Here is a 25,388-nt window from a genome sequence, read left to right on the forward strand (position 1 = left end):
CGCCTCGGCGACGTCCCGGTGGAGCGGGGCCACCGGGACCGCCGTCACCGCGGGCGCGGCCCGTGCGGCAGGACGGCCGTTACCTCACAGGTGTCGCGCCGTTTCGCCGGGCCGCGTTCTGGATGATCGAATGCCATGCCTCGATCATGCGCCGCGCCGTGGTCCCGTCGAATACGTTCGCGTCATATTTGAGAAACACCTTGTACCCGTCGCCCTCACGATAGATCTCCCCGGAGAGGGTGAATTCCCCGGCGTACGGCAGGTCATCGAACGGTCGCAGGTCCAATTCGCCACGAGCGGCCCGTGTGTCGTGGGTGAGCAGTTCCGCGCCTTCGAAGTTCTGGAACAGGAAGTTCGTCAGGACCAGCGGTTCTCCGTCCGTTCCCAGCGCCCGGCCGATCTCCGGCAGGGGATACGCGCCGTGCTCGATGCCGGCGACCATCGCGCGCCGTACGGACCGGAGCAGCTCGGCGAAGCCGCCGGCGACCCGGATACGCAGAGGCAGGCAGTTGGCGAACTGGCCGACCACGTCGTGGAACCGCTGCTCGTAGCGGGCGGCCGTGGTCAGGCCCAGGATCAGATCGTCCTGCCCGGTCAGCCGGTGCATGAGCAGCGCGTACGTCGCGAAGAGCACCGTGGCGACACTGACCCGGTGCTCTCGTGCCAGGTCGGCCAGTGCGGCGGCCTGCGCCGGAGGCAGCTTCGACGTCACCACGTCGACACGGGGCATGCGCTCGCGGTCGGGCGGACGGTCGTAGGGAAGAGCGAGCGACGCGCGCGGTCCGGCCAGCTCGCGGACCCAGTGATCCCGGTGGCCCAGCGCCCGGGGACCGGTGAGAAGTGCCTCCTCCCAGGCGACGAAGTCACCGTAGGCGGCCTGGGACGCGCCTCCGTCGACGACACCGCGGTAGGCGTCCTTGAGCGTACGGATCAGGACCGCGGTCGACGTGCCGTCCAGCAGGATGTGGTGCGCGGTGATCAGCAGCAGACGCCGTCGTCCGGCGAGGGAGACCAGGTGGGTCCGGACCAGAGGGCCCGCCGCCAGGTCGAACGGGGCGTCGACCAGTTCCCGCAGCGCGGCCAGTCGCGCCTCGCGCGAGGTGGCCGCGATGTCGACCCGGTCGAACGACGGGGGCCTGGCCGGATCGATGTCCAGGTACGCCACGGCGTCCCGCTCCCGTACGACCGCGCCCAGCACCGGGTGGATATCCGCCTGCGCGCGGACCGCCCGTTCCAGGGCCGCTTCGTCCAGGTCGCCGTGGATCTCGAAGAGGAGCGGAAGGTTGTAGGCCCCCGACTCCGACCAGCGCAGCTCGTCCCGGTACATCGCGAGCTGACCGCGCGAGAGGTTCCAACGTCGGCCCGCCGTGCCCGGGTCCGCCGGGAGCGGCACCACCCGGCGCGGCGCCCCTCGGTGCAGGGCCTCCCAGTGCACCTCGACGCCGGACGCCCACAGCGTCGCTAGCCGAGACAGCTTGCCGGCGTCGATCCACCGCCGTACCAGCAGTTCCTTCAGGTCCCGGTCGCCGTTGATCTCCGCGAGCAGACCTCCGGACGCCACTCCGGCTTCCTGACGTCCCCGGTCGGCCCGCAGTCTGCTCCTCAGCTCCGCGACCGACGACACCACCACCGCGTACCGCACGGCCATCGCCTCCCGTTCGATCTGGAGCGTGAAGGCGAGGTCGGCCAGGTCGGCGTCCGGGGTGGCGTCGAGGAACCCGGCCAGCCTCTCGGCGGACTCGGTGAGGAGCCGGGAAGTCCTCGCCGAGAGGACGACGACCTGTTCGCCGTCCTTCGTCGCACGGTGAGTGGGCTGCACGGAACACTCCTCCACCATCACGGGCCCGTTCGCGTCAGGGTTCGGTCGAGCCGCTGGGCATGCCGGCTCCGGATCGAGACCGCCGACCTGAGCACGTCGAGAAAGGCCGTGCCGCGGCTGCTCATGGCCAGGTCGGGCATCATGGCTGCGCCGAGGGACGAACGAGGCGGGTCTCCGGCGATCTCGACCGCTCGGACCTTCCCTCCGTCGAGCGTCGCCATCGACGCAGCACGTTGGTACATCAGGGCGAACCCGGAGCCGGCGGCCACCAGGCCGCGCATCGTCTCCAGACTCGCCGCTCTGATCACTCGCGGCAGAGGAACACCCGCGTCGGCGAACAGCTTCTCACCCTGGCGGATGATGTCGGGAGAGTCCAAGGTGACCAGCGGTCGGGTGGCCAGCTCGTCCAGACCGATCGAGCCGGTGCCGCCCAGCGGATCTCCGTCGGCCAACAGGGCGTGGACGGGCAGGTCGGCCAAGGGGAGGAACCGGGCGTCCCCCGCCAGGAAGTCATAGGTGACCACCAGTTCGCATCGCCCGTCCCGCAGAGACGCCGAGAGTCGATCAGCCGATTCCTCACGGACGTTCAACCGCAGTTCCGGGAAACGCTCTTGGGCCATCCGGTAGGCCGAGGGCAGCAGGAACGGGGCGATGGAGGAGAGGAATCCGACGTCGAGTTGGCCAGCGGCGTCACCCGCCAGGGCATCGCCCTGCGCTTTGAGGTTCCTGGCCTGCCCCAGCAGGGCTCGCGCATCCCGCAGCAGGTGCCGGCCGTTCGGAGTGAGGGTGACCCCCCGGGCGTGATGCCGGAGAAGCAACTGAACGCCGAGTTGGCGTTCCAGCCTCATCACCGCGGACGAGACCGTCGACTGCGACGCGCACAGCTTCTCCGCCGCCTCCGATATGTTGCCCAGCTCGGCGGATACGACGAAGTACCGCAGTTGTGCGAGGCTGAAGCCGAGGCCGTCGCTCATCGGGCACATCCAGGAGTCTCTCGGGTTGCGGCCCTACGGATTCGCCTTTCGGCTGGTGGTGCCGGGTGCACGGTCATCCGCCGCTGATCCCTCGATCCGTGAAACGCCCCGGGCGCGTGAAAAGTGAGCACGTGCGCGATGACCACGATGGTGTTCTCCTCCTTCTCCGGCCGGCGACGGCGACATCGTCGCCGTCGCCGGTCAGCGGATCGACGCGGTCAGGACCCGTCGGGCGAGGGGCCGATTCCGGAGAGCCACCGCTCGACCGCGAGCGCGGTCGACGCGGCATGCTCTTCGAGCAGGGAGAAGTGGTCCCCCGTCACCTCCGTCCGGAGGTGCCCCAGCGGCCAGCCGGCCCGCGCGTCCTCACCGAGCAGGTCGAGCAGGGGCCCGTCCTCCGCGGCCCCAGCCAGCAGCGTCGGCGTGGTAACCGGCAGCGGGCGCCAGCCGTCGAGCAGCTCCGCGTACCAGGCCATCGCCGTGACTTGCTCGTCTCCGAGGGGCAGTTGCGGGAACCGGTCGAGCAGCCGCCGGGTGATCACCGTCATCCCCCGGGTCATCGCCGCCCCGGTCGACCGCGGCGTATCGAGCAGCACCAGCCCGGCCGGCGGAGCGCCGGCCGCCTCCAGCCGGCGTACCACCTCGTGAGCCAGCCACCCGCCGGAGGAGTAGCCCGCGAGCGCGAACGCCCCGCCCTCGAACCGTCGGAGCAGTGTCTCGGCCAGGCGGTCGGCTGCCGCCTCCAGGTTCTCGGGCAGCGGCTCCCCGGTGCCGTATCCGGGTACGGAGACCGCCCAGATCCGACGTCGGCCGCGGAGTGCTCCGGCGAACCGCATGTACTGGTACGCCCCGGTGGGGGCGATGAGCGAGGGCAGGCAGACCAGGGCCGGTTCCGGCCCGCCGTCCGACAGCCGGAAGATCTCCGGCTCGGGCCCCGTTCCCGTCGCGAAGGTCGGCCGGAGCCGAGCGGCGATCGACAGCAGGTCGCCGGCCTCCTGCGGGGTACCGCTCTCCACCACCGTGCGGAACAGGGCGGCGATGGAGCGCAGAGGGTGTGCCGACTGCCGTGGCGCGCTGTCGGAGACGGGCTGCTCCCCTGCCGACGGGTTCAGGCGCGCCACGAGGGCGTCCACAGCGGTGCCGCCGGTCTCCAGGAAGTGATCGGCGAGTTCCTCGACGGACTCGGCGTCGAAGAGCAGGGTGGACGAGACCTCGCCGAGGTCCTCACGCAGCGCGTTCGTCAGCTGGAGCACCAGGATGGAGTCCATGCCGTAGTCGGTGAGCGGCGCGGAGAGAGCGATCCGGTCCGCCGGAATACCGAGAGTCCGCGCGGCCCGGTCACGGAGGTACCCGGTCAGGATCTCGGACCGGCTGCCCGCCCCGACGCCCGACGGGGTGGCCGTCGCTCCCCTGTCGTCCAGGGGCTGCGCCGGGACCCGTACGGGGGTGGGAGCGGGTGCGGGGGCCTGTGGTGGCCGGGGCGTCGCGGGTGCTCGCCGGGCCGCCGGTTTCCGGTGCGCCGACGGGGCCACCGTCTGCCGTGCGATGCCGTCGCTCTCGGCGGCGATGATCTGCTGCCCCAGTTCACGTGCCTGGGGCAGTACGGGGACGACCGTCCGGAAGCCTTCGCTCTCCAGCACCGTCCGCCAGTTGCCGGGCGACAGTGCGGGCGAGCCCGGTACGCGCAGCGAGTGGTCCTCGAAGAGCCACCATCCCTCCAGCAGTCCGAACGTGAGGTGGCTGGAGACGTCGAAGGTCGCGAGTTCGTTCAGCAGGAGCCACCCGCCGTCGCGCAGGGCCGCCTTCGCGTTGCGGATCGTGTTCCGGGTGTCGCGCGTCGCGTGCAGCACGTTGGCGGCGACGACCAGGTCGTAGCTCCCGCTCCGCACGCCCTGCTGCCCGGCCAGCGGCTGCTCGGCGTCGAAGCGGGCGTACGAGAGGTACGGCGTGCGCGGTCCGTACGCGGCGCGGGCATGGTTCAGGAACGCCTTCGAGAGATCGGTGTACGTATAGGTCTCGATGTGTTCCTGGAAGGGGCGCAGTGCGGCGAACATGCCGACGCTCGTACCGCCCGTGCCGGCGCCGATCTCCAGGATGCGCAGGCGGGCCGCCGGGTCCTGGCGCAGCCGTTCCGCGACGATGGAGACCGCGGCGTCGGCCATGGCGCGGTTGTACATGTCGGCCACGCGGTTGTCGCGGTACGTGCCTTCGACGAGTTCGACGGAGCCGCGCGGGAACAGGATGTCGGTCGGCCTGGTCGCGCCGGTGAGGATGTCGGGCAGTGCCCGGAGCGTGGCGTCGAGCAGGGCGAGTTCGGCCGCCTTGTCGGGGTCGGTGGACCACTGGGCGCGGCGGTCGTCCCACTCGCGCCTCAGTTCGTCCAGCGAGGGGGCCGACGCCGGGACGACGCGGAGCGCGTGGTCGAGCCACGTGTCGTACCGGTCCAGGATTCCGGCGCGCCGGCGGAGCCGTGCGACGTCGCCCGGGGACGAGGGTGTGCCGGGGCCGTGCAGGGCGCCGAGCGCCTCCAGGTGTCCGCGGACCAGCCGCGCGAGGAGCGGATCGCGTTCGTCCCTGCGCCACGCGGCGATCGCGCGCATCGCCTCCCACTCGGCGGGCGCGGTGGCGGCGGACCCGACGAGGGCGGGCGCGACGTGGGACCGGGCCCTGTCGTGGACCGTGAGCAGCGTCGCCGGGTCGAGCGCCTCGATGGCGTCGAGGTCCTTCACCTTGACGAAGCTCAACTGGCGCTGCGGGCCGCCGAGAAGCGTGTCGAGCGCCTCCATCGCCTCCGGCGGTTCGATCGACAGCAGGCCCCAGCGTGCCATGTGCTCCCTGTGCCGTTCGGTCGCGACGCTGCCGACGCTCCCCCACCAGCCCCAGTTCATCACCTTCACCGGGCACTCCCAGTGCCGGGCGAGGAAGTGGGCGTAGGCGTCGCTGAAGGTGCATCCGGCCGCGTAGTTGCTCTGGCCCGCGGCCGTCGTGAACGACTGGACGGACGAGAAGAACAGGGCGAAGTCCAGTTCCTCGTCCGCGAAGACCTCTGCCATGGCCACGCCGACGTCGACCTTCGCGGCGAGGCTGGCGCGCAGCGTCGCCTCGTCCATGCGGGCCAGGCTCTGGTCCCGCAGGACGAGCGCCGCCTGGATGACGCCGTGGATCCGCGGGTGATGCCGCTTGACCTCCTTGTACGCGATGCGCAGTGACGCGGGGTCGGCGGCGTCGGCGGACAGGTAGCGCACGCTGCCGCCGGCGGCGTCCAGTTTCGCCTGGATCGAGGCGTCCTGCGGGCGCCTGCCGATCCAGACCACGTGGGCGCCGTAGCGGCGCACGACGTGCCGGGTCCATTGTTCGCCGAGCCCGCCCGCGCCTCCGATCACGACGTAGACGCCGCCTCGCCGGTACGCGGTCCGCTGCCCGTCGCCGGGGTCGTTCGGCGCCCAGCGCCGTACCAGCCACTGGCCCGCGCGGCGCACCAGGGGGCCGCTCCCGGGGCTGTCGGGGAGTGTCAGAAGGTCCTCGGGCAGTTCGGCGGTGTCGAGGTCCGTCCGGCGGACCGACCAGTTCGCGTACTCCTGTCCGAGCGACCCGAAGAGGCCGTGCAGCCCGGCGTGGGCGGGTGCCGTCGGCTCGGTGTCGTGCGTGGCCAGGGCGCTTCGCGTGACCAGGGTGACGCCGAGCGGACGGGCGTCGTGTCCGGTGCGGACGAGGGCCTTGATCATGCGGAAGGCCGCGATGACGCCGCCCTCCTGGGCCGCGGTGAAGCCGGCGGTGTCGGTCGGCAGGAGCGGCGGCAGGTCCTGCTGCGCCATGTCGGGCGCGATCCAGAGGAGTTGGCCGACCGGCCCCGAGGCCCGGAGCCGTGACGTGACCTCGTCGATCGAGGCGCTGGGGGCGAGGTCCCACGTCGTGAGCCGCGGGTACCGGCGGGTGAGCGCGGCCCGCTGTTCGGCCGTGCCTCCCACCACGAGTACCCGGTCCGTGTCCCGCGGCGCGTACTCGTCCGCCGCGTGCGCGGATACGGGCTCCCAGACGGGTGCGAACAGGGAGGGGGCCGGTTCCTTGAGACGGCGCGAGGTGTAGCCGGTCATCCGGACGCAGACCTGGCCGTCGGCGTCGGTGACGTCCACGTCGAGCCGGCTCAGCGCGTTCGCGGTCCCCGGCTCGTCCGCGACGCGGACGACGGCCCGCATCGAGGCCGGGCACGGGGCGAGGAGTTCGAACCGGTCGAGCGCGAACGGCACCACGGTCTCCGGGGTGGCCGGGCCGTCCGTGAGGTGCAGCGCGATCGAGGACTGGATGGCCGAGTCCAGCAGTGCCGGGTGCAGGACGTATCCGCCGTCGGCCGGGTCCGCCTCGGCCGGCAGGTCCAGCTCGGCCAGGACCGTGCCGGTGCCGGTGTCGACGTATGCCTCGCGGATGGCGCGGAGCGACGGCCCGTGGACGATGCCCATCTCCGCGAGCGCTTCGCGGATGCGTTCGGCGGATACGGGCGTCGCGCACGTCGCGCGGAGCGACGCCAGGTCGATCCGTTCGGGACGGGGCGCGTCGGAGCGGGAGACGCGCCCGGCGGAGAAGACGACCGGGTCGCCGCCCCCGCCGCTCCCCTCGCTCCCCGAGGCGATCTCGAAGACGAGCTGGTCGCCCTCGCCCGGCTTCACCAGGACGTCGACGCTCAGCGGCCCGCCTTCGGCGGCGGCCGGCCGTACCCAGGTGATGTCGCGCATCACCAGGGGGGCCGTCGCGTCCGCGCCCCACACCCGCGCCGCGGCCTCTCGTGCCATTTCGAGGTGGGCGACGCCGGGCAGGACACGCTGTCCGCGCACCGTGTGATCGCGGAGAACGGATTCGTCTCCGGTGAACACCGTCGAGGCGCGCAGTGTGCCCGGAGCCTCCGCCACCGCCGGGTAGCGGTGGATCAGCGGGTGGCCGGCCGTCGGCCGACGCATCGCCGCGGGGCCCTCGGCAAGGGCCGCCACGGGAGAAGGGGAGATGGGCAGCGGCGGGACGGGCGGCGGACCGGCCCAGTGGCTCTCCCGGACGAACGGGTAGGTGGGCAGGGGGACTCGCCGATGGGCTCCCGCGGGGAAGACCGCGCCGTAGTCGAGGTCGGCGCCCCGGGCGAAGTGGCCGGCGAGGGCGGTGAGGTCCGCGCGGTACGCCCCGGCGTCCGCGCCGGAGCCGGTGAACTCCGAGCAGCGTCCGAGGCACGCCTCCCCGCCGCTCTTCTCCGCACCCGGCCGGCCCTTGCGCTCAGGCGCTGCCCGGCCGGTGAACGCGTCCGCTCCGTCGAGCCCTTCGTCGAGGATCCTCAGCAACTCGGTGCGGTCCGCCGCCACACAGGCGAAGCGGTGGGCGAACCGGTCCCTTCCGACGGTGAGCGTGTAGGCGAGGTCGCCCAGGTCCGTGGAGTCCTCGCGACGGATTCGCTCGGCCAGCCGGGTCAGCTGCTGGGCCAGTTGCCCACGTGAGTGCGCCGAGAGGACGACGAGATACGCGGGCCGCTGCGTACGGGCGCGGGCGCGCGGGGTGGGCGGTGCTTCCTCGATGACGAGATGCGCGTTGGTGCCGCTCGCGCCGAAGGAACTGACGGCGCCGCGGCGCGGCCCGCCGTCGGACGGGGCCTCCCAGCGGTGGTTGCGCGTGCTCAGGTAGAAGGGACTGCCGTCGAGCCCGATGGCCTCGTTGGGCTTCTCGAAGTGCAGTGAGGCCGGGATCTGTTCGTGCCGCATCGCGAGGAGGATCTTGAACACACCTGCGACGCCCGCGGCGAACTGGGTGTGCCCGAGGTTCGACTTGATGGAACCCAGCGCGCAGAAACCGGTTTTCTCCGTGCCGGCCCGGAACACCCGGCTGAGTGCGGAGAATTCGATGGGATCGCCGAGCGGGGTGCCGGTACCGTGCGCCTCCACGAGTTGGATGGACTCGGCGTCGATGCCGGAGGACGCGTGGACGTCGCGGAGCAGGGACTCCTGCGAGACGGAGCTGGGCGCCGTGATGCCGTTGGTCGCACCGTCGTGGTTGCTGCCCGTGGCGCGGATCACGCCGTGGATGTGGTCGCCGTCGGCGATGGCGTCGTCCAGCCGCTTGAGCACGAGGACGCCGACGCCCTCGCCCGGGACGAAGCCGTCGGCCCGGTGGTCGAACGTGTGGCAGCGGCCCGTCGCCGAGAGCATTCCGGCCCGCCCTGCCAGCTCGTAGAGGCGCGGCGTCGACTGGACGAAGACGCCGCCCGCCAGTGCCGTGTCCGTCTCGCCCGACCTGAGCCCGCGGCAGGCCAGGTCGATCGCGATGAGCGAACTGGAGCACGCGGTGTCGACCGCCAGCGCGGGGCCCTTCAGATCGAGGAGGTAGGAGACGCGGGCCGGGATCAGGGACGCCATGTTCCCCCAGAGCGCCTGGGCCGGGCTGTTCTTCTCGACCAGCTCGTGGTAATCGCCGTTCCAGCAGCCCACGTACACACCGCAGCGGGTTTCGCCGAGCTGCCGTCCCGCGTATCCCGCGTCCTCCAGCGCCTTCCACGCCTCTTCGAGCAGTAGGCGCTGCTGGGGGTCCATGACGGCCGCCTCGACGCCCGAGATGCCGAAGAACAGCGGGTCGAATCGATCGATGCCGTCGAGGAATCCGCCCCGGGTGCAGCGGGCCGATCCGTCGGGCCCGGTGTCCGGGAGGTCCCAGCGGGTCGCCTCGGTGACCAGGTCGTCACCGTTCAGGAGATGGGTCCACAGGTCCTCAAGGGTGTCGGAGCCGGCGAACCGTCCGCTCATCCCGACGACGGCGATCGGCACGGGGGCGGGGGCGGGGGCGAGGGCGAGGGACGGTCCGCCGGGAGGAGGTCCGGGCTCGATCCGCGGACGGGTCCGCGCGGTGGCGGCCGGAGTGCGGGCGGGGACGGAGGGCGGGACGGGAGCCGGGGAGGAGGCCGGGGCGAGGGCCGGGGCGTCGATGTGACCGTACTCCGCGAGCAGATGCGCGGCGAGGCGGTCGGCGGAGCTGTGGTCGAAGACGATGCCGGTCGTGAGGTCGAGTCCCAGCGTCTCGTTGAGCACGTGGACGAGGCGGACGGCGAGGATGGAGTCGAGCCCGTAGTCGGCGAACGCGAGCCCGCCCTCGACCTCGTCCGGCGACATGACCAGTACGTCCGCGATCTTCGCGCGCACGATGTCCGCGACGCGTTCGCCGCGCGTGGAGTCGGACGGGCCGCCGGGCACGGCCTCGGGCACGGCGTGCGGCGTGGGCCGGCCGGACCGCGGCTCGACGACGGCGGGCGCAGCGGCGGGCGCAGCGGTCGGCGCAGCGGTGGTGTCCGCGCCCCTCACCGGCTCCAGGTCGCCGATCCAGAACCGGTCCGTCGCGAACGGGTAGGTGGGCAGGGATATCCGGCGGGGCGACCCCTCCGCGGGGAGCCGCCGCCAGTCCAGGTCCATCCCGTCGGCCCAGAGCGCGGCCAGTTTGTCGCGCCTGCCCGAGCGGCCCCACCGTTCGACCAGGAGTTCCCGGAGGTCGTCGTCGGCCGAGATCTCGGCGGCGGCGCCCGGGGTCTGCCCGGCGCTGCCCCGGTGCAGGCCCGGTATCGCCGTCCCGTCGCCCGTCTCCGCGTACGCGCGCAGCATGCGCCGGAGTTCGGGCAGTGAGGCCGTGGTCAGCGCCAGGCGTTCCCTCATCGCCTCGCGTCCGGACCGCAGAGTGAAGGCGAGGTCCGTCAGGCGGACCGTTCGCCCCTCCGCCTCGTCCTGGTCGAGATGCGCGGCCAGACGCGCGGCGGAGTGCCGCAGTTGCTCCGGCGTCCGCGCCGAGAGCACGACGATCTGTTCGCCCTCGTCGGCCGCCGCCCGCTCCGGGACGGCGTCCGCGACGTACTCCTCCAGGATCACGTGCGCGTTCGACCCGCCTGCCCCGAACGACGAGACCGCCGTGATCCGCGGTCGTTCGGACTCCCACGGTGCGAGGGTCCGCTGGAGGCGGAACGGCGTCTCCTCGAACCTGATGCCGGGGTTCGGCTCCTCGGCGTGCAGGCTCGGAACGAGCGTGCGGTGCTGGAGCTGGAGGACCGCCTTGGTGACTCCGGCGATGCCCGCGGCGGCCTCCAGATGCCCGATCACCGACTTCACGGAGCCGATCGCGCAGAACTGCTTGTCCCGCGTGAACTCCTCGAAGGCGAGCGAGAGCCCCTTCACTTCGATCGGATCACCCAGCTCCGTACCGGTGCCGTGCGCCTCGACGTAGCCCACCTCCCGCGCCGAGACGCCGGCCCGGGTCAGCGCGTCGCCGATCAGTTCCGCCTGGGCGGTCGGGCTGGGCACCGTATAACCGTTGGACCGCCCGCCGTGGTTGATGCTCGTCCCGCGGACCACGGCGAGGACCCGGTCGCCGTCCGCGAGAGCGCGTGCCAGGGGCTTCAGCAGCACCGCGCCGACGCCCTCACCGGGGACGAAGCCGTCAGCGCCGCTGCCGAAGCTCCGTACGCGGGCCTGCGAGGACAGCATGGTGGAACGGCAGAGTTCGACGTAGTCGGACGGATGCAGATACAGGTTCACCCCACCGGCGACGGCCAGGTCGCAGGAGCCCTGACGCAGGTGTTCGCAGGCTTCGTGGATGGCCGTGAGCGATGACGAACACATGGTGTCGATCGTCAGGCTGGGGCCGCGGAGGTCGAGGACGTACGAGGTACGTGCGCTGAGCGAGGCGAAGGAGAGCGCGGGCACGACCTGCTCGCCGGACGGCAGCAGAGCCGCGCCGTGCCGTGCGTGGCCGGACTTGGTGACACCGGCGAAGACGCCGACGCGCCGCTGATGGCGGCGGGCCAGCTCCTCGCGGGTGTAGCCCGCGTCCTCGATCACTTCCCAGGACGCCTGGAGGAAGAGGCGCTCCTGCGGGTCCATGGCGTAGGCGTCGCGTGGTGCGATCCGGAAGAAGTGCGGATCGAACGCGTCGAAGTCCTCCAGGAATCCGCCCCACTTGCTGTAGCTGCGTCCGGTGGCGACGGCGGTGGCGCGGTCGGGCTCGTAGAAGCCGTCGAGCGGCCATCGGCCCGGCGGGATCTCGGTGACGGCGTCGCGTCCGGCTGACAGGTTCGCCCAGAACTCGTCGGTGTCACGGGCCCCCGGATAGCGTCCGCTCATCCCGATGATCGCGATGGGTTCGTGCTGGGCGAGCGGGCCGCCGGAGGCGTCGGGTGCCGCGACGGTGTCCCGCACCGCCGCGCGGACCTCACCGGTCGGTTCGCCGGTCCGCGCACCGGGAGTCGGCGGCGTCTGCCTCCCCGCGAGGTGTGCGGCGACGGCGCGCAGGGTGGGGAATTCGTAGAAGAGCGTCGTCGGGACCTCCCCGTACACGGCGGACAGCTCCCTGTTCAGCTGCACGACCATGACCGAGTCGAGGGCCAGATCATCGAGCGGCCGGTCGGGGTCGACGTCGTGGAGGGGGAGCTTGGTGACGCGGGCGAAGAGCCCCAGGACCGACCGGAGCGTCTCCCGGTCGGGGCCCGCGCCGGCCGTGGTCGGCGTGGAGGCGGATGCGGGAGCGGAGGCGGATACGGGCGCGGCGGATGCGGGTGCGGATGCGGGCGCCGCCTTCGCCGTCTCGCCGTGGTGCACCCATATCTGGTCCTCGCCGGCCTCGCCGAGACGCCAGGCGCTCAGGAGGGCGTCGATCCCTTCGTCCGCCTCCATGGGCACGAGGCCGCGGTGGCGACGGAGGTACGCGCGGGTCGCGTCGTCGACCGTCATTCCGCCGTCCTTCCAGAGGGGCCACGCGATCGCGACCGTACGACCCGACCGTTCGCCCGCCGCGACGCGCGCGTTGCGGTGTGCGGCGTACGCGCCGAGATAGGCGTTGGCCGTGGCGTAGTCGCACTGGCCGGGGTTTCCCGTGACGGCAGCGCCGGACGAGAAGAGGAGGAAGGATTCGAGTGGCATGTCGGCCGTGGCCCGGTCCAGGTGCACCACGCCGTCGACCTTCGGGGCGAGGACCCGGTCCCAATCCCGCGCGCTCTTGTCGGTGACGTACGCGTCGTGGATGACGCCTGCGGCGTGGATGATTCCGTGGATCGGGCCCTCCTCCTCCCGTACCCCCGCGACGAGACGGCTGACCTCCTCCCAGCGGGAGACGTCCGCGACGGCGTAGCGGGCCACCGCCCCCGATTCCCTCAGTTCCGAGAGGAGCCGACCGATCCGGGAATCCTGTGCGGACCGCCCGACGAGGACGAGCCTCGGGCGGTCGGTGTCCTGGGCGATCCGACGGGCGACGACGGCGCCGATGCCGCCGGCGCCTCCTGTGATCAGGTACACGCCTCCCGGACGCCACGGCGTGCCCGTGCCGTCGGCCGTCCTGGGCGTCCAGGTCCGCACACGGCGCTCGGTCCCGCGGTGCAGGACGAGTCCGTCGTCCGCGTGCCGCGCGTTCTCCGTGACCGCGGTCGCGACACGGTCCCCGTCGCACGCGCCGTCGAAGGCGAGGACCTGCCCGGCGATGCGCGGGTTCTCCAGCGTCACCGTGCTCAGGAGTGCCGCGAGGGCCGGTCCGGCTTCTTCGTCCTGGCCGGCCGGCGTCACCACCTGCACCAGCGTGGCGCCGTCGTGCGCCTCCCCGGCGAGAGCCTGGACGATCGCGAAGACCTGCCGTGACAGGTCGGTGAAGCGGGTCTCCGGGCGCTGCTTGGCGGTGGTCACGGTGTGGCAGCGCGCACCCGGCAGCCGGCGCTCGATGTCGTCCCGCAGGGACGCCGGTGTTCCGCACAGGACCACCGCGTGGCGCGTGTACGGGGTCGCGCCGCCGGGATCCGGGGCGGCCGGCTTCGCCGTCCAGCGGGGCACGAGCAGCGTCGTACCGACGGCGGGGGCGGGTTCGACGGCGGGGGCGGGTTCGACGGCGGGGGCGGGGGCGGGTTCGGCGGTCCGGTCGGCCTTCCCGGCGCTCCCCGGTATCCAGTACCTGTCACGTGCGAACGGATAGGCGGGCAGGTGCGTGCGCTTCGGCACGCCGGAACCGGCCGACCCGTACAGCTGCCGCCACTCGACCTCGGCTCCGCCGTTCCAACGGGCGATCGCGTCGGTGAGGCCGTCCGGATCCGGGCCGGCGCCGTGCTGCGGTCCGGCCGCCGCGCCCTCCACGAACTCCCTTAGCCTCGAAGCGAGTTCACGGCACGAGGTGACGACCCAGCCGACGCGTTCGGCCATGGCTTCCCGTCCGACCTGGAGCGTCCATCCGATCGAACGGAGCGAGCCGGGGCGCGGGGCGTCCTCCAGGTGGGCGAGCAGGCCGCGGGCCCGCTCGCGCAGCTCCCGCTGTGTCCGCGCCGAGAGGGGCACGGCGACCCGGCCCTCGCTTCGGCCCAGGTCCCGTGCCGGGCCCGTCTCCAGGTCCGTACCGGCGTGTCCCTCGCCCTCACCCGCGTCTTCCTCGGTCCTTCCCGCGTACTCCTCGATGACGACGTGGCAGTTCGCGCCGCCGAAGCCGAAGCTGCTGACTCCCGCCCGCCGAGGAACGGGCGCGCCCCGGCGGTCGCGGAACCGTTCCCAGGGTTCACTCGCGCGCACGATGCGGAACGGGCTGCCGTCGAGCTGTATGTAGGGGTTGATCTCGTCGCAGTTCCGGCCGGGCGGCAGGGTGCCGTGCTGCATGGCGAGGACCACCTTGAGCAGCCCCGCGATGCCGGCGGCGGCTTCCAGATGCCCGATGTTGGCCTTCACCGAGCCGAGTCCGCAGGTTCCCGACCCGTCGCTTCCCAGCTGCCGGAAAGCGGTCTGGAGCGCGCGCACCTCGACGGGGTCGCCCAGGGCCGTACCGGTGCCGTGGGCCTCCACGTAGCCAATCGTGCGGGGGTCGATGCCGTCCATCGCCCGGACCACGAGCTCCGACTGCGCGGCGCCGTTCGGCGCGGTGAGGGAGTTCGCCCGCCCGCCGTGGTTCTCGGCGCTCCCGACGATCACGGCGAGGATCGCGTCCCCGTCGCGCTCGGCGTCGCCGAGGGGCTTCAGCACGACCGCGCCGACGCCCTCGCCGCGTACGTATCCGTTCGCGTCGCTCGCGAAGGTCTTGCACCGTCCGTCCGGGCTCAGCATGCCGGCCTGTCCGGCGCTGACGAACGTGTCGACGCTGAGGAGGAGGTTCACCCCGCCCGCTATCGCGACGTCGCACGCCCCGGAGCGGATGGCTTCGACAGCCCGGTGGACCGCGACGAGCGAGCTGGAGCAGGCCGTGTCGACCGGCTCGCTCGGGCCGTGGATGTCGAGTACGTACGAGATGCGGTTGGCGAGCATGGAATGGGCGTTGCCGGTGGAGGTGAAGGCGTCCGGCGGGGTGCCGTGGGCCGCGAGCAGAGTCGCGTAGTCGGTGCCCGAGACACCGAAGAACAGCCCGGTGTCGCGCGGCAGGCCGGAGGGAGCGTAGCCACTGTGCTCCACCGCGTTCCAGGCTGTCTGGAGCGCCAACCGGTGTTGCGGGTCCATCAGTTCGGCCTCGCGCGGCAGGATGCGGAAGAAGGCGGCGTCGAAGGCGTCGACGTCGTCGAGGACGGCCGCGTGGCGCGGGAAGTCGGATGCCTCCACGATCCGTGCGTAGGCCGCGTCGTACCGGTCGAGGGGGAACGCGGTGACGTGGTCGGTCCCGGCGGCCAGATTCGCCCAGTAGGCGTCCAGATCGGGTGCGCCGGGGAATCGGCCCGCGGCTCCGATGACCGCGATCCGCGTGGCGGAGTTCCGCCGGTCCGGACGCCGGGCGCCGGTCGCCACGACATCTAGCGCTGCGAAGCCGGGTGCCACGGCCTCGGGTGCCACGACCTCGGGCGCCGCGACCTCGGGCGCCGCGACCTCGGGAATCCCGGGACGGTCCGGCGGGAGGGACCGCTCGTACGCCGCGCGCAGGGCGATCTCGTGCTCGGTCACCAGGTGTCCGCCCAGCGACGCGAACGTGTTGCTGTCGAAGAAGACGGCGGGGGTCACCTCGATGCCGAGCCGCTCACTCGCCTGCTTCGACAGGGCGATGAGCGAGATCGAGTCGAAGCCGAAGGCGTCGAAGCCGGTGTGGGGGTCGAGTTCGTCGCGCTCGAACTTGAGGATGCCGGCCGCCAGGCCGCGCAGCTCATCCACCGCGAAGGAGAGGAGGTCACCGCCGTCCTCGCCCGGCATCGCCCCGTTCCTCTCGCCGGTCTTGTCCACTGCTCGCGCGCTCACATCCGGGTCCTCTCGCGGTCCTTCGTCGTCGCCGCACCACAGGTCGGCGAGTACGCCGACCACCTCGCCGTTCCGGTCCAGCAGCCCGACCGATCCCCCGAGCCCCTCTCCGTCGGCGGTCACGTCGAAGACGGCGTACGCGACGGGGGCGCAGGCGCCGCTCCCGTCCGTGAAGAGCCGGATCTCGTCGATCCGGTGCGGGGCGGTCCGTGCCCACTGCGGCACGCCCGTCCTCCTCGCCTCGAACTGGAGGCCCTGTGCGACGGCGGCGAGAACGTGCGGAGCGAGCGTGACTTGCGGCTTCACATGGTCACGCTGGAGTTCGGGGGTGCTGATCCTGAGCGCCAGCCGCCCGTCCCGCAGGCGGTACGCGCCCTCGACACCGCTGAGTTCCGGGGTGTATCCCACTCCGCCCTCGGCCAGTTCCGCGAGGAAGCCGGCCGGGGAGAGCGGGTCCGGCGGCTCCGGCACGAGCGCCCCGGGAAGCACGCCCACGAACGGTTTCGCGCGGGGGTGGCCGGACGGCAGTATCGGGCCGCCCTCGTCCGCCCGCACGTCGAACGACGCTACGGCCGTCCGCTTCCCCGACGCGTCCTCGGCATACACGGCTCCTGACGCCGTCTTCCCCCCGGTGGCGGCCCCGGTGGCGTCGAAGACCGTCACCAGGCGCGCCGCGGTCGTCCAGGCGACCGGACCCAGGAGACGGAGGTCGCGCACGACCGACCCGTCGGAGAATCCGGAGACCTTCGCAGCCGCGACCGCCAGGTCGACGGCGAACGTGGGCACGATGCCGCGCGTCCTGTCGTGCCGCTCCCCCGAGGTGAAGCCGTAGTCCAGGAGATCGTCCAGGTGCACGTCGAGCACGTACCGCAGTCCGTCGACGTCCGACTCGTTCCGGCCGAGGAACGGGTGCAGCTTCTCGCGCTGGGACAGCGGAGCGATCACGGACGGCGCGCCGTCCTCCTGGGCGACCCAGCAGCGCACGCGCTCGAAGGGGTACGCGGGGAGGGAGACCCGCCGGGGCGTGCGCGGGCCCTTCGGGGCGGGCCAGACGACGCTCTTACCGCCGACCCAGGTGGTCGCCGGATCCCGCAGGTCCCGGGTCCGCGAGCCACCGCTCGCGAGCGCGGCGGCGAGGTCGCGGTCGCCCGCCAGATAGCGGTCGACGGCGGCGACGGCCTCCTCTGTGGTCCTGGCCAGGAACGCCCAGCGCCGAGGGAGTTCGTTCTTGCCGACGCGGAGGGTGTGGGCGACCGACGCGAGATCCGGCGCAGTTCCGGTGGCCAGGTAGGCGCGGAACCGGGTGAGCCAGGCCGTGAGGGCGGTGTCGTTCATCCCGGAGAAGACGAAGAGCTCCTCGCGCCCGTCGGACGCCCCGGCGCGCGCGCCGCCGTCTGTGTACGGGTGCGGGTCCGGGTCCGGGTACTCCTCCAGGATGATGTGCGAGTTCATCCCGCCCGCGCCGATCGACGTGATCCCCGCCCGTCGCGGATGGGTGACCTCGCGTCCGTCCACGGTCGTCACCGCCGGCTCCCACGCGGCGAGCTGCTGCTGGAGGCGGAAGGGGGTCCGGGAGAAGTCGATGTCCGGGTTGGTCACCGAGCTGTGCAGGGAGGGGGCGAGCTTCCCCTTCTGGAACTGGAGGACGACCTTGGCGATGCCGATCATTCCGGCGGCGTGCAGCAGATGTCCCATGTTGGACTTCACCGAGCCGATCGCGCAGAACCCGGTCTCCCGCGTGTACTTCTGGAAGGCGGTGGTCAGTGCCTTGACCTCGATCGGGTCGCCCAGGGACGTTCCCGATCCGTGGGCCTCCACGTAGCTGATGGTCCGCGGGTCGACTCCGGCGTCGTCGATCGCCTTCTCGATCGCACGCGCCTGCATACGGGGGCTGGGGACGGTGAACCCGTTGCGCACCCCCGCGTTGGCGAGGGCGGTCCCCTTGATGACCGCGTACACGTGGTCGCCGTCGCGCTCGGCCTCGACGAGCGGCTTGAGGACCAGGGCGCCGATGCCCTCCCCGAGAATCGTCCCGTCCGCGCCGAGGCCGAAGCTCCGGATCACGTCCGAGGTCGCCGTGGTGAAGTGCTCCTGTGACGAGCTGATGAGGTTGTACGGGTGCAGGAGCAGGTTCACTCCGCCCGCGACCGCCATCGAGCACTCGCGGGCCCGGAGCATCTGCACGGCCTGGTGGACACAGGTCGAGGACCCCGAGCACATCGTGTCCACGAACATCGAGGGGCCGGTGAACCCGTAGAAGTACGACAGCATGTTGGGCAGCGTCCCCGTGTAGCTGCCGCTCGCCGGGGATCCGCGCGTGAGGCCGTTCTGAAAGCCGTAGAGGCCGTAGTGGTTGCTCATGGAACCGACGAGTACGCCGACGTCTCCGTCGTACTCCCGCTGGAGCGTCTCGCGCGAGTAGCCGGCGTCCTCCAGTGCCTCGACGCCCGTCTGGAGGAACAGGCGGACCTCGGGCGACATGGTCTCGGCTTCGCGCTGGGAGATGCGGAAGTAGCGGGGATCGAACCTGTCGATGTCCTGGAGGAAGGTTCCGGTGCGGATGGAGCTCTTGCCGAGGACGCTGCGGTCGCGGCTGTAGACGGCGTCGTGGTCCCAGCGTTCGCGCGGCACTTCGCGGAACTCGTGGCGGCCCTCTTCGAGCACCGACCAGAGTTCGTCGAGGGTGTCGGCTCCGGGATAGGTGCCGGAGACGCCGATGATCGCGATGTCGTGGTAGTCGTCGCGCGCGCCGGTCGCGTCCCGCCGGTCGCGCGGGGTCGCCCTGTCCGTGGCCGGAGCGGTGGTCGTACCCGTGGCGGGAGCCGTGGCCTTACCCGTGGCGGGAGCGGGCGGCGCTGGGGCGGTGGCAGTCTGCGGGTCGTCCGGGGCCTTCTCGCCGGCCGCCGGTTCGGCGGTGGCCGACGGCGGGTCCTCCGCGCCGACGATCGCACGCAGCCTGTCCGGGTGCTCCGCGACGAAGTATCCGGCGACGCCCTCGATGTCGGTGTACTCGAAGAAGATCGTCTTGGGGAGCGGGCCGAAGAGCTCTTCGAGCGCCGCGGTCGTGTCGAGGATGGCGAGCGAGTCGATCCCGTACTCGATGAGGTTGACCGTTTCGTCCAGTGTCCCGGGATCACGGTGCAGCGCCTCGCCCACGACCCGGCGCAGGAGTGCCGTCGTACGCTCCGTCAACTCTTCGTCGGTGACGGCGGGAGCGGTTTCGGTCACAACGGGGCTGGTGACCGCCGGTTCCGGGGGCGGTGCGGCGACCGTGAGCGTCGCGGCGGCTCCGTACGCCACCACGACGTGTGCGGGCGCGTCGCGCAGGACGCGGCCGAGGACGCGCAGGCCGTCCTCGGTGGGCAGGGGCTCCCAACCCCGTTCCCGGCGGATCGACTTCAGCGTCACGGCGTCCATGGACATCCCGCCGTCGGCCCACAACGGCCAGCTCACGGCGCAGGTCCTGCCGGTCCGCTCGCCGATGTCGACCAGCGCCTGGCGGTGGTGGGCGAAGGCGTCCAGGAAGGCGTTGGCCGCCGCGTAGTCCGACTGGCCCGAGTTGCCGAACACTCCGGCCACCGAGGAGAAGGCGACGAAGAAGTCGAGCGCGAGGCCGCGCGTGGCGGCGTCCAGGTGGAGGACGCCGTCGACCTTCGGCTCCAGCACCGTCCGGAGGTCGGACGCGTCCTTGGTGAAGAGGTACGCGTCACGGAGGACGCCCGCCGCGTGCACGATGCCGTCGATCGTTCCGTGGTCCCGGGTGACGGCGCGGACCGCGCGCTCCACGTCGTCCCGCGAACCCACGTCGACGGGGACGTAGTGGGCGTCGACCCCCGCGTCGCGCAGCTCTCGCAGGGCCGCCTCGCTCGCGGCTCCGGCCTCCGATCGGCCGCTCAGGACGACGGTGACGCCGGCGCAGCGGCCGAAGTACCGTGCGACATGCCGCCCGAGCCCGCCGAGGCCGCCCGTGATCCAGTAGACCCCGCCCTCCTTCAGCGGCGGGATCTCGGCTCCCTCGCCCAGGTGGAGTTCCACGGGCCGTGACGCGTGACGCGTGCCGTCCGCCCCGTAGCGGATATCGCAGTCGGAGCTTCGGTCCGCCGCCTCCGCCCGGAGGATTTCGGCGATCCGCTCCGGCGGCGCGGTGTCGAGTTCCGCGACGCGCACGACACGGCCCGAGACGCGCGGGTTCTCCCGGACGACGGACCTGAACAGGCCGGTGAGGGGCGCGTGGTAGTGCCGGGGCAGACGGTCCTCCACCAGGACGACGAACCGGTGCGCTCCCTTCGGCTTGGACCTCACGACGTCCGTGACGTCCGTGAAGGCCAGGTCCGACACGGCCCCGACCCCGTCGGCGACCCGGCCGGGCCCGACGTCGGGGAGCCGTGCCACGGTGAACCCGGTGAGGTCCGCCACGGCGGCGGCGTGCTGGGCGGCCTGTCCACCGAGGTACCCGCGTACGGACGGGACGGCCGCCGCCCCGTCATCGGGTACGTCGAGGGGCGCCCGCACCCAGGAGGGGGAGGCGGTGACGGTGGCCGCGCCGACCCGGTGGCCGGGCTCGGCCGGGGTCGTCCGCTGGACCAGTCCGCGCAGGCTGACGCTCACGATGCCCTCGCTGTCACAGAGGTCGATGTCGAACATGTCGAGCGCGCCGTGTCCTTCACGGCGCCGCACCCACGCCCAGGTCTCGGGCGCGCAGGGGCCGTGGACCGCGAGTTCCTCGAACGCGAACGGCAGCACCGGGCCGCGTCGGCCGCCGGCCGTCCCGCGCGAGGTCTCCGCCAGGAGGACGACCGAGGACTGGAAGGCCGCGTCCAGCACACTCGGAGGCAGGACGTATCCGGCGTTCCCGGATGCGTCGGCGGGTTCGCCGACGCGCGCGATCAGTTCTCCCGTCCCCAGCCGGAGCTCCTTCAGCCCTCGCATGGCCGGTCCGTACTCCAGCCCCTGATCGTGGAACTCCGCGTACACGTCGGCGGGCCGTCGCTCGCCGGGGCAGGCCGCCAGCAGTGTGGTGAGGTCGAGCCGGTCCGGCTGCCCCGGACCGCCGATCTCGACGAGCCCGGAGCTGTGCACCACGTCGGACGCCGTGCCGGTGGTGATCTCGAAGGCGATCGCGCCGCCGTCCTGCGGGGTGAGCCCCACACCGACGTCGGCCGGCGCGTCCCGCACGACGACCGGGCGCGACCATCCCACGTTGCGGAGCCGGACGACGCCGGGCGTACCGGCGGCACGCCCCGTCGCAAGCACCGCCGCGGCACGGACCATCTCCACCTGGGCCGCCGCCGGCAGCACCCGTGTGCCCCGCACCCTGTGCGAGGCGAGGAACGGCTCCTCCCCGGTGAAGGTCGAGCTGTAGCGCTGCCCGGCGGGGCCGGAGACGTCGGTGTGCAGGAGCGGGTGGGGCACCGGCCCGGCGCCGGCGGCCTGCTCGCTCACCGCCTGCTCGCTCACCGCCTGCTCGCTCACGGCCTGCTCGCTCACGGCCTGTCCGCTCACGGCCTGCTCGCTCACCGCCCGCGGCGTCGCTCCCGCGTCGTCGTCCTTCGGCGGAGCCTTGAACCAGTGCCGCTCACGGGCGAAGGGATATCCGGGCAGGCGTACACGTCGCGGGCGTGCCGGAGGGCCGCCGTGCCCGAGCCGCTCCGACCAGTCCACCGCTCCGCCCCGGACCCAGTCCGTCCCCGTCGTCCTCAGCTCGGCGACGTCCTCATCGCTCCCGCGTACCGCCGCGCCCAGGTGGACCTCGCCCTCGGCACCGGCCCCGTCCGCGAACTCGGCTATCAGGTGGTCGAGTTCGGCACGGTCGGCGACGAGGAACGCGACCCGGGCCGGCATCGGTTCCCGGCCGGTCTGCAAGGTGTACGCGATGTCGGCGAGCGCCTGCGAGGGGTGCTCGCGCAGGTGGGAGAGCAGGTTGCCCGCGACCGCGCGCAGCCGTTCCGGCGTCTTCGCGGAGAGGGGCACGAGTCGCGGGCCGCGGTGGGGCGACTCCCGTACCGCGTCGTCGGCGAGGTGTTCCTCCAGCACGACATGCGCGTTCGTCCCGCCGAACCCGAACGAGCTCACCCCGGCTCGACGTGGCGGGATCCTTCCGTCCTTCCCCGCGGGCGGGGCCGCCCAGGGCTGGGTGTGGCGGACCACGTGGAACGGGCTGTCCTCGAAGCTGATGAGCCGGTTCTGATTCCGGAAGTTGACGGTCGCGGGCAGCACCCGGTGCGCCAGGGAGGCGATGACCTTGACGATTCCGGCGACACCGGCGGCCCCCTCCAGATGCCCGATGTTGGTCTTGATCGAACCGATTCCGCAGCTCGACGGTTGAGCGACGGTGCCCTGAGCCGCGTGCAGGTTCCGAAAGGCACTCTTGAGGGCCATGATCTCGATCGGGTCGCCGACGGGCGTTCCCGGACCGTGCGCTTCGATGTAGGTGACGGTCTCCGGGCGGATTCCGGCGCGGGTGTAGAGCCTTTCGATCAGATTCGCCTGCGCTGTCGGATTGGTGACGGTCAGGGAATTCGTCCGGCCACCGTGGTTCGTGGCGACTCCCTTGATCACCGCGTGGATGGGATCGCCGTCCGCGACAGCCTGCGCGAGAGGCTTCAGGAGAAGTACCGCTCCGCCTTCACCGCGTACGTAGCCGTCAGCGCTCTCGTCGAAGGCGCTCGCACGACCGGTGCGGGACAACATGCTCGCCTGGCTGAAGGCGACGAAGTGCTTCGGCGACCAGATCAGGTTGACTCCGCCGGCCAGGGCGAGGCCGCATTCGCCGTTGTCCAGCGCGCGGACCGCTTCGTACACCGACACGAGCGAACTCGAACACGCCGTGTCGTTGGTGATGCTCGGGCCCTGGAAGTCGAAATGGTAGGAGATGCGGTTCGCGATGATCGAGTAGGCCGTGCCGGTGGGGAAGTAGGCGTCGGTCTTCGCCCCTTCACGCTCCATCATTTCCGCGTAGTCCGCGTGGCAGACGCCCATGAAGACGCCTGTCTCCGTGCCGGCCAGATCACTCGCCGCGTATCCCGCGTTCTCGATGACCCGCCAGGCGAGTTCGAGGGCCATCCGCTGCTGCGGGTCCATGCTCTCGGCCTCGCGCGGCGAGATCCTGAAGAACTCGGCGTCGAAGCGGTCCGCGTGCTCGACGAATCCGCCCCAGATGCTGTTCGTCTTCTGCGCCCCGCGTTTCGGATCTCCGAAGTACCGTTCCTTGGACCAGCGTTCGGGCGGAACCTCCGAGATGAGCGACCGGCCCGCGATGAGGTGCCCGCCGAGTTCTTCCAGTGTTTCCGCGCCGGGGAAGCGCAAGGCGATTCCGATGATCGCGACGTCATCCGCCTCGCGCGCCGGTTCGATCGTGCTCATCGGAGTCCTCCAGCCGTGGGGAAGGTGTGACCGGGCGGCTTCGGTCCTCGGACGTTCCGGTGATCGACGATCGTGGCCACCTTGAGGTCCGCAGCCACGTGGCCGTCCTCGCCGGTCTCCTGCCCTCGTACGAACTGCTGGTGGAGAACAGCCGTGGAGAGCAGGTAGACGAAGGCCTGGTCCTCCTTCGTGCTGATCCCTTCGCTGGGCGTGGCCATGATCTTCGTGACGAGTTTCCTCGCGAACACGGGGTCGACGCAGTCGGTCTTCTTCAGTTCCGTGTCCGAGAGCAGCAGGTCCAGGTACTCGGGCCGCTGCTCCTTGAAGACGGCCGAGCCTGGGGCGCGGTAAGGCTGCTTGCGCCGGGTCAGGCTCGACTCCGGCAGCTCGCCCCAGAAGGCCTTCTTGAGGATGGCCTTCTCCTCGGAACCGTCGTCGAATCGCAGATTGACCGACGCCGCCGCGCGGACGACCGCGGGATCGAGGAAGGGGCAGCGGTTCTCGACACCGTGCGCGAGGCTCATACGCTCCCCCTGGGTCGAGAGGAGGTAGCCGGGCAGCAGCGTCTTGAATTCGAGCCACTGGGCCTTCTGGACCGGACTCAGCGCGGCGTATCCGGATGTCGCCTCCGTCAGAGCGAGGATGTCCGCGAACGGGTCGCCCCGGTCCTTCAGCAGACGTGCGGCGAAGCGGCCGTTCTGGTAACGGAGTTCGTGCGAGAAGAGACCGGGAAGCCGTTCGACGGCGAACTGCTCGAAGAGGCCCTTCAGCCGCGCCCGGTTCGCGGGACCGAAGTGGCTCAGCTCCGGGTGGAGGCTGCCGAGCCTGGTCATCCGCTCGTCGTCCGACAGGTCGTTCCACGCGGCGCGCAGCAGGGTCTCGCGGAAGAGCGAGTACCCGAGGAACGCCTCGTCAGCGCCCTCGCCGCTGAGGATCACCTTGATTCCGGCGTCCCGCACATGGCGGGACAAGAGGTACATGGGCACGAACGCGGTGCGGAACGCGGGCACTTCGGCGTGGTAGACGGCGGACGGGAAATTCGCGGCGATATCGGCGCTCGACACGGCGATGGACGAGTGGAGCGTCCCGAGGTGGGAGGCGACGACCTGCTGACTGCTCGACTCGTCGAAGGCCGCTTCGTCGAACTCCACGGAGAAGGTGCGGACCTCGTGCGAGGAGAGTTCCGTCGCCAGTCTGGTCACGATGGAGGAGTCCAGGCCACCGCTCAGGTAGACACCGACCTCGACATCGCTCCTCAGCCTCATCTCGACGCTCTCGCGCAGGGCGTCGCGGACGAATGCCGCCGCTTCCCGTTCGGTGCCGGCGAACGGTTCCGCGTCGAGTTCGAGCGCCGCGTACTCCTTCAGGACCGCGCGTCCGCCCCGGACGGTCAGGTAACTGCCCATGGGCAGTTGGCGGATGTGCCGGAAGGGGGTCCGATCGGGCAGCGGTGTCCATACGGCGAAGGTGGAGGCCAGTTCACGGGGGTCCAGCTCGAAACGGAACCCGGGGAACGCGCGGAACGCCTTCATCTCGGAAGCGAAGAGGAAGTCCCCGCCCCGGCCGTCCTGACCGGCGCCGCGCTCGCGGTCGACGTAGAAGAGCGGACGCTTGCCGTACCTGTCGCGCGCCAGGAAGAGTTCTCCCGACACCACGTCCCGAATCGCGACCGCGAACGCGCCGTTGCAACGCGTCAGGCATGCGGGCCCCCATTGGGCCCACGCCTGTAGGAAGACCTCGGTGTCCGAGCGGGTACGGAACCGCCGGCCGAGCCCTCGCAGCTCCTCACGGAGTTCGACGTGGTTGTACAACTCGCCGTTGAAGCAGATCCAGTGGCGTTCCGTCGGATCCGCCATCGGCTGAGCGCCCGTGGAGAGGTCGATGATCGACAGTCTCACCGTGCCCATGGCGATGCCGTCGTCCAGGTAGTAGCCCGCCTCGTCCGGCCCGCGGTGGCGAATGAGCGACAGCATCGAAGCCATGACCTCGGGCGTGGCTCCGGCGTCGAGCGAGGGCGAGACGAAGCCTGCTATTCCGCACATGCGGGGGTCTCCTTGC

The 25,388-nt window shown here is 71.7% G+C and carries 4 protein-coding genes; all 4 read right to left on the reverse strand.

Going from position 1 to position 25,388, the window contains the following annotated elements:
• Window positions 1-79: 79 nt before the first annotated feature.
• The 4 genes from EES43_RS02760 to asnB all read right to left on the reverse strand — a co-directional run bounded on the left by EES43_RS02760 (window position 80) and on the right by asnB (window position 25,372).
• A complete protein-coding gene (locus EES43_RS02760; protein WP_164493106.1) occupies window positions 80-1,819 on the reverse strand; it encodes a condensation domain-containing protein in 1,740 nt (579 codons plus the stop codon).
• A gap of 17 nt (window positions 1,820-1,836) precedes the next feature.
• Complete coding sequence (locus EES43_RS02765) at window positions 1,837-2,793, reverse strand: LysR family transcriptional regulator (RefSeq protein ID WP_124267179.1); 957 nt, start codon at window positions 2,791-2,793, stop codon at window positions 1,837-1,839.
• Window positions 2,794-3,011: 218 nt separating this feature from the next.
• The gene (locus EES43_RS02770; protein ID WP_124267180.1) at window positions 3,012-23,330 is read right to left on the reverse strand and encodes an SDR family NAD(P)-dependent oxidoreductase; all 20,319 of its coding nucleotides are present in this window, start codon (window positions 23,328-23,330) and stop codon (window positions 3,012-3,014) included.
• Window positions 23,327-25,372, reverse strand: coding sequence for an asparagine synthase (glutamine-hydrolyzing) (asnB, locus tag EES43_RS02775; RefSeq protein ID WP_124267181.1), 2,046 nt, complete (start codon window positions 25,370-25,372; stop codon window positions 23,327-23,329). Before asnB ends, EES43_RS02770 begins: the two co-directional genes overlap by 4 nt.
• Between the last annotated feature and the right edge of the window lie 16 nt (window positions 25,373-25,388).

This window comes from Streptomyces sp. ADI96-02 (assembly GCF_003846185.1).
GTDB lineage: Bacteria > Actinomycetota > Actinomycetes > Streptomycetales > Streptomycetaceae > Streptomyces.